Source organism: Haliscomenobacter sp. (assembly GCF_041740695.1).
In the GTDB taxonomy this organism is placed as follows: domain Bacteria; phylum Bacteroidota; class Bacteroidia; order Chitinophagales; family Saprospiraceae; genus Haliscomenobacter.
On record NZ_JBGSLK010000011.1, the window covers coordinates 19,645 to 33,405 of the forward strand.

The following is a 13,761-nucleotide window of genomic DNA, read 5'->3' on the forward strand; positions in this document are numbered from 1 at the left end:
AAATGCACACAATGCTGCAAGGATTAAATGATAAAACTCACTGAATTGCAATAAAATAACTTATTCATAACTAACAAAACTTACATTCAATTGGTTGACTTGTTTCAGTTTGATCTGAACACTTGCACCTCACCCCTATTTACCGTTTTTTAGAATAGGCTATTCAAAATAGGAAACAGGGGAAGTTTTGTATCCAATTCTAACGGCTCTTGCTGCAATTTTTTTGAATGAACCTAGGGGTAAGGGTTTGCTATTGAGTTTCCATTTACTTCCGCCTATCTCGTCATCTAGTTGGTAAGCAATGCTTGCTCCTGTGGTGGCGCAGAACAAAGTGAGTTTATCTGCTTCTTTTTTGAAGATCACTTGCTCCGTAGTAGGTTGGACCATCCCCGGCCACATCATATTGACCAGATCGGACTCGGGAATAAAACCCAGATCACCAATTTCCAACTGCCAGTTTCCCAAAGCAGCACGCATTTCCTTCAACTTGGCCTGCTGTTCGGGAAAGTGTGCAAGGTTGTGAACCTCATCAGGGTCGCTAGCCAGATCATACAGTTCTTCTTCGGGCTTGGTTTTCATAAAAATATAGGCTGCATTCCCGCTGAGTTTCCCTTGCTGATCCATCTCAACCAGCGTGCGCGTCATGTCAATTTGTTCCCGGTAAGCATTCCGATAGATGAGTGGCAACTCCGGTCGAAAATTTCTGATGTAAACAAAACGCCCATCGATCACTGAGCGGCTCATATCGGCAGCCTCATCAAACCTGTCCGCAGCGCCAAAAGCATAAGTGTGTGGTGTCTTTGCTTTGAAGGTACCCAGGAACGCTTTTCCATGCATGTAGGCGGGTGGCTGAATCCCGGCTAAAGACAAAACGCTTGGCCCCAAATCCATGAGTGAAACGATATCCGCCACTTTTGTACCAGCCATTGCTCCATTTGGCAAGCGCACAATTAAGGGTACATGGAGCCCCGAATTTCCTACGGCACGCTTTTGTCTCAACAAAGGACCGCCATGATCAGACCAGAAAAAAATGATGGTTTTTTCCATTAGCCCCGCGGCGCTTAGTTCATCCAGTAATTTACCGATTTGTTGATCGAGTTCGACAATATTGGAATACACCCGGCCAAGATCCTGACGAACCACGGGCAGGTCAGGAAAATAGGCTGGAATTCTTACCTTGTTGACATCTGCCAGCATGGGGTCGTCCTTCTTCATAAAAACCCGCGACTCATGGGTTATTTCGTGATTAAAGACCGCAAAAAATGGTTGCCCGGCACTGCGGTTTTTGTAGTGCGCATTTTTCCCGATTTCATCCCAGGCGGTAATGGGTGAATTGAATTGATAATCGGTCTTTGCGGCGTTGCTGGTAAAATAGCCTGCTGCCCGCAGGTATTCCGTAAAAACCTTTACATAGGGGGGCGGAACGGCAGCATATTCGGGCACATTTCTACCTCGAATGTCTTTTAGGCTAACGTAACTTTTGTAGGTCTCTGCTTCCGGTTCCCGATAGGCATAATGTGGACCAGTACGCATGTTATGTGTGCCGATGCTCACCGGATACATGCCTGTGATGATGGAGCTTCTGCTGGGAGCACATACCCCTGCCGTGGCAAATGCATTGGTATAAGTTATTCCTTCCCTGGCCAGCCGATCGATGTTGGGTGTCTGAATGGTTTTATCTCCGTAAACTTCCAGCAATGGGCTGATGTCCTCTACGGAAATCCAGAGGATATTAGGCCTTTCACCGAAAGTTTGAGCAAAAAGGATATTTTTACAAGACAATAAAAAAAGGAGACAAAGGGTAGCATTTTTGATTTTCATGATCGGTTGTTTTTACCAGCTAACACAGAAATAAACAGTTGCTCCTACCGCAAACTCTGATACACCGCCACTTTAAACTTCCCTTGCAATTCGTTCCAGGATGGACTGGCCGGAAACTGCTGGGTCATCAGCAAACCAATCACCTGTGCTTTGGGATCCACCCAATACGCGGTTGAAAACGCGCCACCCCAGCCAAAACTACCAACATTGCTCAGTTCATCGGACATGGCTGGCGTAACGATTCTAAAGCCCAGGCCAAAAGCGCCACTGCCGAAAAGCGGGCCTACCTGATTGCTGGTCATCAACTCGATCGAACGTGGCGAAAGCAAGTTTACACCGTTGTAGGTTCCCTTATTGAGCAACATTTGCAGGAAAATAGCATAGTCATAAGCTGTACTGACTAAGCCGCCACCGCCAGAAAAATAGGATTTTTTGATATTGGGAAAATCGGCAGATACACCCAGGCCATTCCCCCATTTTTTGAGCCGCCCGGTACTGTCGGGCGTGTAAATTGCGGTCAGGCGGGCGTGTTTGTCCGGAGGAAGATTGAAGTAGGTATCTTTCATTCCGAGTGGAATACAAATGCGCTTTTGGAAAAAAGTCTCCAAATCCATGCCACTGATGATTTCAATGACATGCCCCAATACGTCGGTGGCGAGGCTATAATTCCATTTTTCGCCCGGCTGAACCTCCAGAGGCAATTTTGCCAAACGTTTCATGGTCGCATCAATCTCATTGGTCATTTCGCCTACACCTCCAGTGATGCGGTTTTTGGCGTAAATGGCCTGCATGGTCGGTGATCCAATACCGGCATAACCCAAGCCAGAGGTATGGGTGAGCAAATCTTTAATGGTGATTTCACGTTTGGCCGGAACGCTGGTGTAGCTGCTGTCTTTCTCGTTGAAGGTGGCAAGCACTACTGGTTTGGCAAACTCAGGAATGAACTTGGAAACCGGATCATTGAGCAACAATTTGCCCTCTTCCATCAGCAGCATGACGCCTACCGTGGTGATGGCTTTGGTTTGTGAAGCAATGCGGAAAATGCCATCTTTGGGCATCGGCTTTTTGCTTTCACTGTCATCGATGCCGTAGCCACGATGTTGCACCACCTGGCCATCCTTGACCAGCAGCGTGACTGCTCCGATGATTTTATTCTGCTGAATGAATTCGTTGATGACAGCGTCAATGCGCTTGAGCCGTTCGTAATTGACTTTGGGATTGGGTTTGGTGTTGGGCTGTAAAACCTGCGCATAAATGCTGAAGGTCAAAGTGCTGAGTAAGACTAGCAGGAAGTAGTTTTTGAAGGACGACATGGCTTTGAGTTTGGGCTGTAATCTATCAAAAAATTGTTGTTTGCAGCGATTTTATGTAGCTTTGGACACTGATCAGCTTATAATTCAGCTAAATGTTGTTGTCCAAAGAAGAACTGTATCGAATCGTATTCAATAGTGACACCAAACAAGGCCGACAGTTTGATATCATCCTATTGTGGTGCATTTTGTTCAGTGTCCTCATTGCGATAGTGGATAGTGTGCCCAATTTACCCCCAACGCTGCATACCATTTTATACATTTCAGAGTGGGTGATCACCATCGTTTTTACTTTCGAATACCTGCTCAGGGTATACATCAGCCACAACACGATCAGGTATGTGTTCAGTTTTTGGGGAGTCGTGGATTTGCTGTCTATTCTACCCACTTACCTGAGTTTATTTGTGTGGGGTACCAACTATCTATTGGTGGTCAGAATATTGAGGCTATTGCGGGTATTCAGGATTTTAAAACTGGCAAATTTCAATGCTGAAGCCATCGTCTTAGTGAAGGCATTAAAAGCCAGTATGCACAAAATCAGCATTTTCCTTTTTGCACTATTGACCATAAACATCCTACTGGGTACGGTGATGTACGTGATAGAAGGAGGGAGAAATGGTTTTACGAGCATTCCCCAAAGCATCTATTGGGCCATCATCACCATGACAACCGTTGGTTATGGTGACATTGTTCCACGCACCAATTTGGGAAAATTCATCTCTTCCATTGCCATGATTGTGGGCTATGCCATCATTGCCATCCCTACGGGTATTGTCAGCGTTGAAATGTCGAAAGCAGCGGGTAGTGCGCACAAAAAATGCCCGGAATGCAGCGTTGCCAACGACATCAACGCGAATTTTTGTAGCCATTGTGGCAAAGAATTGGGGTAGTTGGCTCTGCTCCAAGCTATAAATAAACCTTGCCGTACAACTTTGCATCTCCTTTGTTTTCATCAAAAGATAGTCCGATTGCTGAGCGCTGCGCCTGATGAAAAAATTGCGAAGGAGACATCCCGCTGAACTCCCTGAAATCATGGATGAAATGTGCCTGATCGAAATAGCCAGAGTCGTAGGCAAGATGGGACCATTCTGGTTCAACAGCACCATGCTCCACAGCCGTGAAAATTTGTTGGAAACGCACGATGCGGGAAAACAATTTAGGGTTGATCCCAATAGCGTTTTCGAAACGGCGGAGCAATTGGCGGCGACTCATAAAACAAGTATGGGCGAGTTTTTCTACCTGAATGGCTAGCAGTTTGTACTGGCACTAAAAACGGGGATTCGGCCCAATGGTCCCGCGTTGCGCTATCCGATGCTGCCCTATACCGCCCTGACCGACGAGGAGGCAAAGGCGATTTGGACCTATTCACAGACTGTGCCTGCGATCAAAAATAAGGTGGAGCAACCAGTGGAATGAAGCACAGGGGCGAGGCGAATTTGGAGGTGATGATATACTCAATTACTCACATTACGCAGTGCTGTTCATAGAGTTCATCTGATGAAAGTAAAATGAGCATCATTGATACATACTGCGATTTCAATTTAACCCTAGTTTTTTTAACGCAGAGTTTCACAGAGTACACGCGGAGTTTCGCGGAGTTTTTTAGTTTTAAGGAGTTTGCCACCTGCGGTGGCTGGAGTTTGTGCTCCGGAAAAATTTTGCTTAAGACAAGCCAGTGATAATTGGACTTGATAAAAGGACCCAAGCTTCAACAATGGCGACCTCCGTAGCCTCTCCGCACCGCAGGTGCCCCTAAAAAAACTCCGCGAAACTCCGCGTGTACTCTGTGAAACTCTGCGGCAAATAAAATGCGTAATGTGAGTCAATTATTTTTCAGAACTTCGCAAAGCGCCTCGCGTTGTGTGTCATTTAAAACCAATAAAAAATATGGAATGGACATTCGATAAAATTATAACCACCGAGAAAGAACTCCGTGAAACCCTCGGGCATCCTAGCGAAAGAGTTACGCGAAAAACAATACATTACATTGATGAAAACTGTACGAAATTCATTGAAAATTCTCCATTCATCACCATAGCAACAGCTGACTCGAATGGAAATTTTGATGTATCCCCCAAAGGAGACCCACCCGGATTTGTAAAAGTATTGAACGATAAAATGCTAGCCATCCCGGACAGACCGGGAAACCGCAAAGCCGATACTTTTACGAACATCCTGCAAAATCCAAACATCGGGTTGATTTTTTTGATTCCGGGAATTAATGAAACACTACGCGTGAATGGAGAGGCTAAAATAGTAAGGGATCAAAGGGTTTTGGAACTATTGTCTTGTCAAGGCAAACTGCCCTCATTCGCAATCATTGTAACAGTAAAAGAGGCATTTATGCACTGTGCCAAATGTATGATCAGATCTAACCTGTGGATGAAAATTGATGATACACCAGAACGTTCTGTTCCATCTTTGGCCAAATCACTGGTGGACCATGGAAAACTTGACATCAGCTACGAAGAAATGGATGAGTTGATAAAAAACGATGAAAAAACAAATTTGTATTAGAGGAGTGAGTCTGTGAGGCATGAACCAGCGCGGGGCACGAAGACTTGGGTCAATCGAGCAATAGAGTGGAAGACTTGTGCCAGCAGATCACTGCCCCGAAAAGCATTAATGTGTCCTAATCTGATAAATTTTATCTGTCAATTGATTCGCAAGCTGCTCCAAATCGTTATCCAGCAACTCCTTGTTTACCTTCATAACTGGGTCAACCAGATGTGCAGGCAAGTGGTCTGCGCCCCAATAAGCACCCAAAACACCGCCAAGAACAGCAGCGGTAGTATCATTGTCACGCCCCAGGTTGATCAAAAAAATGATGGATTTTTCAAAATCAAAGTCTGCAAAAAGCATGGCGGTCAATACTTGTAAGGTGATCTCACCCGCGTGAAAGGGCATGTCCTGGTTTTTGGCATCCAGCAATTCGAAGGCTTTTTGCATCTGAGCCAGATATAGCGCATCTACTTTCAAACGTTTTGGGTAAGGAATCCTGGCACTATCGATGGCTGATGCTGGCAATTTTCGCGCTTCCGTTACAATCTGCATGGCTTCCCGCAGAATCCGGTAGGCCGAACGGCTCACCAAACGGCTTTTGAAAAAACCTTCGGGATCAACGTCGCGAAATACCTCTAACATTTTGGCGGGGCTCGATCCTTTGGCCATACCTGCTGCGGTCATGGCCGCGATCAGGGAAGTCAAATCGCGGGCATAGCCCAGGTCAAAAATGCTGATTTTGAAGGTTTCAGCATAAGCCTTTTGTGGGTTTCCGGGAAACAGCAATCCGGCGGCAGGGGCATACAACAACCCCGCACAAACCATTTCTCCGCCGTAAAAACGACTAAGTGCAGTGTTGTATTCCAGGTAATTCCCCGCAGCAAAGGGACGTGCTACCGCAGCCCATTCTTGCGTCCAGGCCATCCGCCTGGCGGCGGCTTCGAATGCTTCTGGGGCATAACCTTCGGTGGTTTTCAGGGCTTTAACCGCTTTTTCGTATTCCTGGACGATGTGACTGGCGAATTTTTGGGCGTCGTACACCGGTTTGTCGCCCACACTCAGCATGTAATGAAACATGAGTTTTTTCCAACGGGTATCGTCGGTGGTGCCACCCGCCGGAAGGTTCCACTGCCAGGTGCCTTCAGGCGAGGGTTCGCGCACCATAGAGTCCAGGTGGTCTACAAAGCCGTATTCCATCTTGATGCTTTCCCTCGACCACATTTCGGTAGGAGCGCCCATGGCATCCCCAATGGCGGAGCCGACGAGCATACCTTTGACTTTGTTGTAAAGCTCGGCTCGGGTGAGGGCTTGGGATTGTGCAGTCGTCAATTGAATAGAACCTATCAGAAGGATAAAAAGCGAGAGGTTGCGCAGCATGGTACAAAAAAATTGTAGGTGGTTTTGATTAGGATAGTGCAATGATAAAGGTTTTTTGGAAAAATTGGAGGGGATGGCGCAGTAGCTTGGAACTCAGTGTGGGTGACCAAGAGAAATTTTAGGTCATTACTCCGTAAGGGCTGGTGGATCCCTTTGAAGCTCTCGCTGTCGCGAGCGGATGTTTTTTGCGCTGATGGTACTACAAACTTTGATAAACCGCTACTTTAGCTCAAAAATAAAAATACATATCTTTGCCTTTGGCAACCATCCCAGGTTGACTCTTTTTCTTTCAACCCTAAAAAACACCGTAATGACCATTCTAAATTTCGCCTACTATCGGAAAGAAGATTGGGACCGTTTTTTGGCAACGATAGACGATCGGGAGCGTATGCCTGAAACCTGGGATGAATGGCATGAAAAATTTTTACAGGCAAAAATAACCTGTGTTATGCATGGGGCTCGAGTTGCTGATGTGGTGGTGGACATCGATTTGTTGATCCATTATTGCAGGGTGAGGGTGATTAAAAATAATGGGGAAGCTCGGGCTGAATTTGTGCAGGGAGGGGGGAAGTGAGATGGTTTGAGGGGGTGCTTACACTATACCATCGATGTAGTATTGCTCAAAAACATGCTGATCCTGAAGAGCTGGAATTGATCGATAATCTGATCAAAAGTGTTACCCCCGATCTAGAGGATTTCGCCGGGAACCCACTGGCCTCCCTGGCGCTCGATGTGTCGAGTATGATTGCGGAATGTTTCGCTTTTGTACGGGATGAACAGCCTCGGCACATAGAGCTATGTTCGGCCATTTCATTCAGCAGTTTGGACATGTTCCTGCAAGTTCATGAGCAGGTTCCACATGATCTCTCTGCAATGGAATTGGATATACAATTTTCTGGCTATCCGCTGTGCGGCTGGTGTTTTATTTAAATTGTTCTAAAAACGTGAGTGTTTCCGCTCTCGCTTTTCGTCTCGCGATCATGGTAGCCCAAGCGGAACCACCGTTATCAAACTTATATGGTCTGCCTTTGATGGTTAATCCAACCGCCACTTCCAACAGCTAATCCTTACCTTTCCCTACTACCTCATACTCATTCCGCACCTTAATATCCGGCTCTGTTGGCCAATTTTCCAGGTATTTCCCGTTCATGGCTTCTCCCTACTGGCGGCACGCCCCAACGAATGCTGTTGTCTTGCAGCGCTTCCCAGCTCGCGAAGGTACAAGTGCCCAGTACCAGTTGATCTTATTTCCTACGCCGCCGAAAACCCCAGCACCTCCCTCACCGAAGGCGGCTGAAACCCCAACACAATTTCCTCTTTTAAAATCCCGGCCTCCATCAACAGCTCTGCCACGTTTTGATCGGTTCCATCGTGTTGAATCCAGATTTTACCATCTGGGTTAACATCAATGTGCAAGAAGCATCCGTAGTACCTTCTGCCATCTTTCCAGGTGTTGTTGAACAAAAGATAATGTCCACCGGAATCATCCGCCACTTTTATGGTAGCATCTGTTGGCTCAGTTGCATCAACTTTTGCCAATCGTTCTATCAATTGTCGTGTAATTTGTTTTTTATGCTTCACATCAGTCAGAACAGCCATTGTTCAATTTTTTCGAGTTCTGAATTAAAAACCAGCAGTTTGATGCCCAAACGTTTCATGGTGTTTTGGACGAATGGATATTCACGGCAACAAAGTCGAGTGCATCTGAACCAACACCCATCTACCTTTAATCTTATCAAATATATTCAACATGATTCACCATGTCTTCCATATCCAGAACTTGGTAGATCAACAGCATTCCCTGAATAATAGAGCCAATTGGAGTTCTTTGGCGGGCATAAACAACGCCTTTGTGATTATGGCCAGCAGCATGTAATTTTAGAAAATCATCATCCTGAGAAAAAATAACCCAATCATTTTGCTCGCAAAATGCAAGTTGCTCAAGGTCAGAAGTACCTAACATATCTGCTTCTTTGGAAGTCAAAACTTCTATACCCCGCCGAGCTAAGCTTGACTGAATCGATTTGCTGACTTGTTCATCCAAATAAAAGCGGATTTTACGCGGCACTATTGCTCAGTTTGATTTTAGAGGGAGTGTTTTGGATCAAAGCCGATACTAAGCTTTCACTTTCTGCAATCAAATCATCCATTTCTTGGCGATGATCAAAATAATAAACCAAACCCGCATAAACCTCACTCAAGCTCAAATCGTACTCAGTCGCAATCTCATCCGCTGATTTGCCCATAAACTCATGCCAGATCGCAATCTGCGGCACCGTAATGCGGCGGCCAACAATATGCGGTTTCCCGCTACAAATCTCAGGATCAATGGAGATATAATTTTTGGAAACAGCTTCCATTTTTTTGTTTTTTTCAAATTTACAAAAAAAATAGCAAACGAAAAAGCCCGAATCAAGGTGTTTTGGATGAATACTTATTCAATTCACCAAAGTCGAATGCATCTGCACCAGCACCCACCTCCCCTTCATCTTTTCAAGAATCATACTTTCCAACCAATGGATATTCCTGGTTGTATTGGTTTTTGAGTTGGTAATGACGGCGTAGTTGTGGTAACTCACCCAGGCAATATTTTTGCGAAAATTGAATTTGATGAATTCGAAGCGGTTGGTACGGGTCCAGTCTTTCGGTTTACTTTCTACGTTTTTGACGTATTCGGCAACCATCTCGCGGTTCCAAATCTCACCCATGTCGTACAGTTCGAAGTTCGGGACACAATTGTTGTCAAAATGCTTCATGTCCGGATTGGTGAAAACCTCAAAAAAACCAGTAAGCACCTGTCGGATTGCCGAGCTGTCCTTTTGCAGGTTTTGGGAAAAGCCGTAAGTGAGCGAGAGGAGGAACAGGAGGGATAAGTAGCTTTTTTTTGTCATGATTGAGGTATTGAACGATGTAAATATTTAGCACCCCGCCTTCGGTGGAGTGTATTTTATAAATTTAAACGCGCTTCGCGCTTTGAAGCCTTCGGCGCAGAGCGGCATTAATTGGAAAACGGACGAAACGGACTAAACGGATAGGAACGGACTTTGACTCGCCTTCGGCTCGTACTTATCCGCCGCAGGCGGAATAAAAATCCGTTCTCATCCGTTCAATCCGTTTCATCCGTTTTCCATCCTGTCGCTTTTAGCAAACGGGGAGAAGCCTCAAAAAGCGCGAAGCGCCTAAATCGTCATTGTGAAATTAACCCTGAGCAGCTTATGGAGCGTTTAACCCAAAACGCTCACAAAACACCAGCAAGCTCTTCTGCTGCCTCCCCACTTCTAAACTCGTAAGTCATGTACTCTGCACTCGTCACTCAAAAACCTGTATAACAGAGTTCCGAGTTCAGAGTACATGACTTAAGAGTTTAGAAGTAAAAAAACTACTTCAGCTCCCCCAACAACGTCTTCACCGCCACCTCCAGCTGCTGATCCTTGCCTTTTCCGACCACTTCATACTCATTCCACACCTTAATATCTGGCTCCGTCGGCCAATTCTCCAGATACTTTCCATTCATGGCTTTTACGCCCACGGGTGGCACACCCCAACGGATGCTGTTGTCCTGCAGCGCTTCCCAGCTTGCGAAAGTACAAGTGCCAGGTACCTGCTGGCCCACCAACTTGCCAATTTTTTGGTCTTGTATAGCGAAAGCGTAACAATGACCATCCGAATAATTCGCTTCATTGGCCAGGGAGATGCTCGGTTTGGTCCAGCGGAAATTGGGTTCGTAGCCCATACTCCGGGTATCGGTCGTGTAGTCCATGAATTTTTTGCCCGAGAGGAACATCGCCAAATCCGCCACCAGGTCGCCACCGCCGTTGAAGCGGGTATCGATCACAATACCTTTTTTGCTGGCGTATTTGCCCATCACGTCCTCATAAGTGGTGCGGAAAGCGCCGTCGTTCATCCCGGGGATGTGTACGTAGCCCAATTGGCCATTGGAGAGTTTGTTCACTTCTGCTTGGTTGCGCAATACCCAGCGGCGGTACAGCAGGCCGTTTTCTTCCCCAGTCGAGATCGGTTTGACGATCAGTTCCCGCCGAGTTGTGCCTTCCAGTACGCTCAGCAGGGTGTTTTTGCCCGCCTTGCGGTTCAGGTATTGCGCCAAATCCCGGCCTGCTACGATGCTTTCGCCGTCGATCGCCTCAATGATGGCCCCGGCTTGCAAGTTCAAACTAGCCTTGTCCAGTGGGCCGTTTTTGACAATTTCTTCAATGCGAACTCCGGCACCCGTGTAGTTTTGGTCATAAAAAGCCCCGAGGGAGGCCGTTTGGTCACCATTGGGGTTGATGGAGTTGAAACTCGCCCCGCTGTGCGAAATGTTCAGCTCGCCCAACATCTCGGAGAGCATTTCCGCAAATTCGTAGTTGTTGCCAATGTGGGGCAAAAACTGCAGATAATCCGGCTTGTAGCTGTCCCAATCCACCCCGTGGAAACTGGCGGTGTAAAAGGTCTTTTTGGTGCGGCGCCACACGTGTTCAAACATAAAGGCGCGTTCGGCGGCCACGTTGAGCGTCATTTCGCCATTGATGCCGATGTTCTCCTGTTTGGAAGCGGCCGGATCAATTTTGACGAGGCGGCCATCGGTATTCAGGAAGATGTTTTTTTGCTCTTTGTCCCAGACCATTGAGCCGCCGCCGTTGGAGTTGAGGGTGATCAACATTTTGGTTTCCTTGGTACGCAGGTTGGTGCTCCAGAGGTTGAAGCCCCGCTCGAAACGCGCCAGGTAGTACAAGGTTTCGCCGTCTTTGCTCACCAACACATCCGCCATGTTCGAAGAGTGGATGGTCAGTTTGACTTTGCGCAAGGCCAGGTCATCAAAATCGAGTACAACGCTGTCTTTTTTCACATCTTTGTTGGCTGCCTTTTTGGTGGTGTCCGCTTTGGTCGCTTTTTCCTCCATATCCTTGGCCAAGGCCGCGTCTTCTTTGCTCAAGCGGTATTTGTCAAAAGCCTCTTGGGTAAAAAACATCGCGTAAGCATCCACCTGCGAACCGCCACTTTGGGCTACCGACTTCAAGCCATCGCGGTTGCTGAACCAAACCATCGCTTTGCCGCCCAAAATCCACTTGGGCCGAAAATCCTGGAAGCCACTTTCGGTCAGGTTGATGGCTTTGCTTTTGCCAGTGCTGGCGATGATGCCAATTTCACCAGTCGGCACGCCAGGTACGCTGTAGTCGAACAAAATCCATTTGCCATCAGGGCTCCAGGAGAAGTATTGATCGTTGTCGCCCATTGAAAACAACTCCTGATCGGTGAGCAGGGTACGCGTTTGTTTGCTGGCAATGTTGTACACCTTGAGGGTCATGCGCTCTTCGATGAAGGCGATTTCTTTGCCGTCTGGGGAATACTGTGGCTGGTAGTTTTCCTTTGTGTTTTCGATGATCGCCGTTTCTTTCAGTAGGGTAGAGGCGTAGAAGTAAGGTTCCTCGCTGCGGCTGATTTTGGTCTCGTAGATTTTCCAACTATTGCCGCGCTCGGAGGAATACAGAAGGGCTTTGCCATCGGGTGAAAAACTGACCGATCGCTCCTGCTCAGGCGTATTGGTGATGCGTTTTGTCACACCACCTTCCACCGAGGTGACGAATACTTCACCCCGAAACACAAACGCCACCTCTTTGCCATTGGACGAAACGGCCATGTCGCGCGCACCGGCGCTCACAGGCACGATTTGTTCGTTGTTGCGGCGGGCATCCGCAGCGATGTTGACCTTGAGCTGCACAGGTTTCGCTTTGGGACTCATGGTATAAAGGTTGCCCGCGTAGCTGAAGCAGAGCGTACCGTCTTTGGCCTGGCTCAAGAAACGCACCGGGTGCTTTTTGAAACTGGTCAAAGCTTCTACCTTGGTCGGATTGTCGAGCGCAAATTTGTGCACATTGAAAGAGCCATTCGCCTCACTGAGGTACACGACGCTTTTGTCGTTGTCGGCAAAAATGGGGTTGCGATCCTCTCCATTGAAGCTCGTCAGCTTAGTATGTTTTTGCGTTTTGCTGTCGTACACCCACAAGTCGCGGGCAATCGAAGAAGTATGGTGTTTCCGCCAAACGTTTTCACCGCCTTTTTTATCGTGGTACAGCATTTTGCTGCCGTCCTTGCTGTATTTCACATCTTCTGCTGGAGTGGGCAGCACCATACTGACTTTGCCGCCGTTGATGGATACTTGGTACAATTCTGGCTGTGATCCGGTGGGATACTGGCGGTTGCTGGCCAAATCCATCCGGGCGGAGCCAAAGACGATGTTTTTGTCGTCGGTACTAAAGTCATAAGGGTATTCATTGGCCGAGTGGAAGGTCAAACGTTTGGCTTCGCCCCCTTCGGCGGGAATGCTGAAGAGGTCAAAATTACCAAAACGGTCGGAGGCAAAGCAAATCGTTTTGCCATCTCGGGACCATACAGGCATGAAGTCGTGGGCTTCGTGCAAAGTTAGGGGTGTGGCACTGCCGCCTTCTGATGACACTTTCCAAAGATCCCCTTTGTAGGTGAACACTACCGTTTTGCCATCGGGTGAAATGGAAGGGTAACGCAGCCAGGAGGGGGTGTTTTGGGCAAAAGCCCCAAGGCAACTCATAAAAAGGGTTGCACACAATAGCGTGAGTCGGGTAACTTGGTTTTGCATTGGTTTCAAACTAGTTGATGAAGTGTAAATGGCCGGCAATATAAAAAAGAGATTTATCTTTGGTAGCGTCTCCTGTGTTGAGTTTTTTAATAAAAACTGGGTTGAGGGAGGTTGAGAAGGTTGAGGGAGGTTTAGGCT

General features: G+C 47.2%; 13 protein-coding genes. 4 read left to right on the forward strand and 9 right to left on the reverse strand.

The genetic code is table 11. The features are described 5' to 3' along the window. Positions 1-159 precede the first annotated feature (159 nt). Together ACEW9O_RS01895 and ACEW9O_RS01900 are read right to left on the reverse strand one after the other, a co-directional pair. The gene (locus ACEW9O_RS01895; RefSeq protein ID WP_373548422.1) at positions 160-1,821 is read right to left on the reverse strand and encodes a sulfatase; all 1,662 of its coding nucleotides are present in this window, start codon (positions 1,819-1,821) and stop codon (positions 160-162) included. Between the two features lie 44 nt (positions 1,822-1,865). Next, positions 1,866-3,134 (reverse strand): serine hydrolase domain-containing protein, encoded by a 1,269-nt coding sequence (locus ACEW9O_RS01900; RefSeq protein ID WP_373548423.1) that lies wholly within the window; start codon positions 3,132-3,134, stop codon positions 1,866-1,868. A gap of 92 nt (positions 3,135-3,226) precedes the next feature. Here ACEW9O_RS01900 and ACEW9O_RS01905 point away from each other — a divergent pair, with 92 nt between their 5' ends. Continuing rightward, positions 3,227-4,021 carry an ion transporter gene (locus ACEW9O_RS01905; RefSeq protein WP_373548424.1) on the forward strand — a complete coding sequence of 265 codons (795 nt, stop codon included), beginning with the start codon at positions 3,227-3,229 and terminating at the stop codon, positions 4,019-4,021. 16 nt (positions 4,022-4,037) lie between these two features. On the opposite strand, the gene ACEW9O_RS01910 is transcribed toward ACEW9O_RS01905, so the two are convergent. Further along, positions 4,038-4,385, reverse strand: a complete 348-nt coding sequence (locus tag ACEW9O_RS01910; RefSeq protein WP_373548434.1) for a helix-turn-helix domain-containing protein — start codon at positions 4,383-4,385, stop codon at positions 4,038-4,040. Positions 4,386-5,018: 633 nt separating this feature from the next. On the opposite strand from ACEW9O_RS01910, the gene ACEW9O_RS01915 reads away from it, so the two are divergent. Then, complete coding sequence (locus ACEW9O_RS01915) at positions 5,019-5,648, forward strand: MSMEG_1061 family FMN-dependent PPOX-type flavoprotein (protein WP_373548425.1); 630 nt, start codon at positions 5,019-5,021, stop codon at positions 5,646-5,648. A gap of 105 nt (positions 5,649-5,753) precedes the next feature. On the opposite strand, the gene ACEW9O_RS01920 is transcribed toward ACEW9O_RS01915, so the two are convergent. Then, the gene (locus ACEW9O_RS01920; RefSeq protein WP_373548426.1) at positions 5,754-7,010 is read right to left on the reverse strand and encodes an ADP-ribosylglycohydrolase family protein; all 1,257 of its coding nucleotides are present in this window, start codon (positions 7,008-7,010) and stop codon (positions 5,754-5,756) included. Between the two features lie 310 nt (positions 7,011-7,320). Between ACEW9O_RS01920 and ACEW9O_RS01925 the strand changes: the two genes are divergently transcribed. Both ACEW9O_RS01925 and ACEW9O_RS01930 read left to right on the forward strand, forming a co-directional pair. Beyond that, entirely contained in the window at positions 7,321-7,584 is a 264-nt protein-coding gene (locus tag ACEW9O_RS01925) for a hypothetical protein (RefSeq protein ID WP_373548427.1), read from the forward strand. 14 nt (positions 7,585-7,598) lie between these two features. Continuing rightward, entirely contained in the window at positions 7,599-7,940 is a 342-nt protein-coding gene (locus ACEW9O_RS01930; protein ID WP_373548428.1) for a hypothetical protein, read from the forward strand. A 321-nt stretch (positions 7,941-8,261) separates the two neighbouring features. Here ACEW9O_RS01930 and ACEW9O_RS01935 read toward each other — a convergent pair whose 3' ends face one another. From ACEW9O_RS01935 to ACEW9O_RS01955, 5 genes are all read right to left on the reverse strand, one after another. Next, a complete protein-coding gene (locus tag ACEW9O_RS01935) occupies positions 8,262-8,609 on the reverse strand; it encodes a XisI protein (protein ID WP_373548429.1) in 348 nt (115 codons plus the stop codon). A gap of 136 nt (positions 8,610-8,745) precedes the next feature. Next, positions 8,746-9,078, reverse strand: coding sequence for a DUF5615 family PIN-like protein (locus ACEW9O_RS01940; protein WP_373548430.1), 333 nt, complete (start codon positions 9,076-9,078; stop codon positions 8,746-8,748). After that, positions 9,068-9,370 carry a DUF433 domain-containing protein gene (locus ACEW9O_RS01945; RefSeq protein WP_373548431.1) on the reverse strand — a complete coding sequence of 101 codons (303 nt, stop codon included), beginning with the start codon at positions 9,368-9,370 and terminating at the stop codon, positions 9,068-9,070. Before ACEW9O_RS01945 ends, ACEW9O_RS01940 begins: the two co-directional genes overlap by 11 nt. A 78-nt stretch (positions 9,371-9,448) precedes the next feature. Next, positions 9,449-9,901: a nuclear transport factor 2 family protein gene (locus ACEW9O_RS01950; RefSeq protein ID WP_373548432.1), complete on the reverse strand. Its 453-nt coding sequence runs from the start codon at positions 9,899-9,901 to the stop codon at positions 9,449-9,451. A 488-nt stretch (positions 9,902-10,389) separates the two neighbouring features. After that, positions 10,390-13,623 carry a S41 family peptidase gene (locus ACEW9O_RS01955; protein WP_373548433.1) on the reverse strand — a complete coding sequence of 1,078 codons (3,234 nt, stop codon included), beginning with the start codon at positions 13,621-13,623 and terminating at the stop codon, positions 10,390-10,392. Positions 13,624-13,761: the final 138 nt, after the last annotated feature.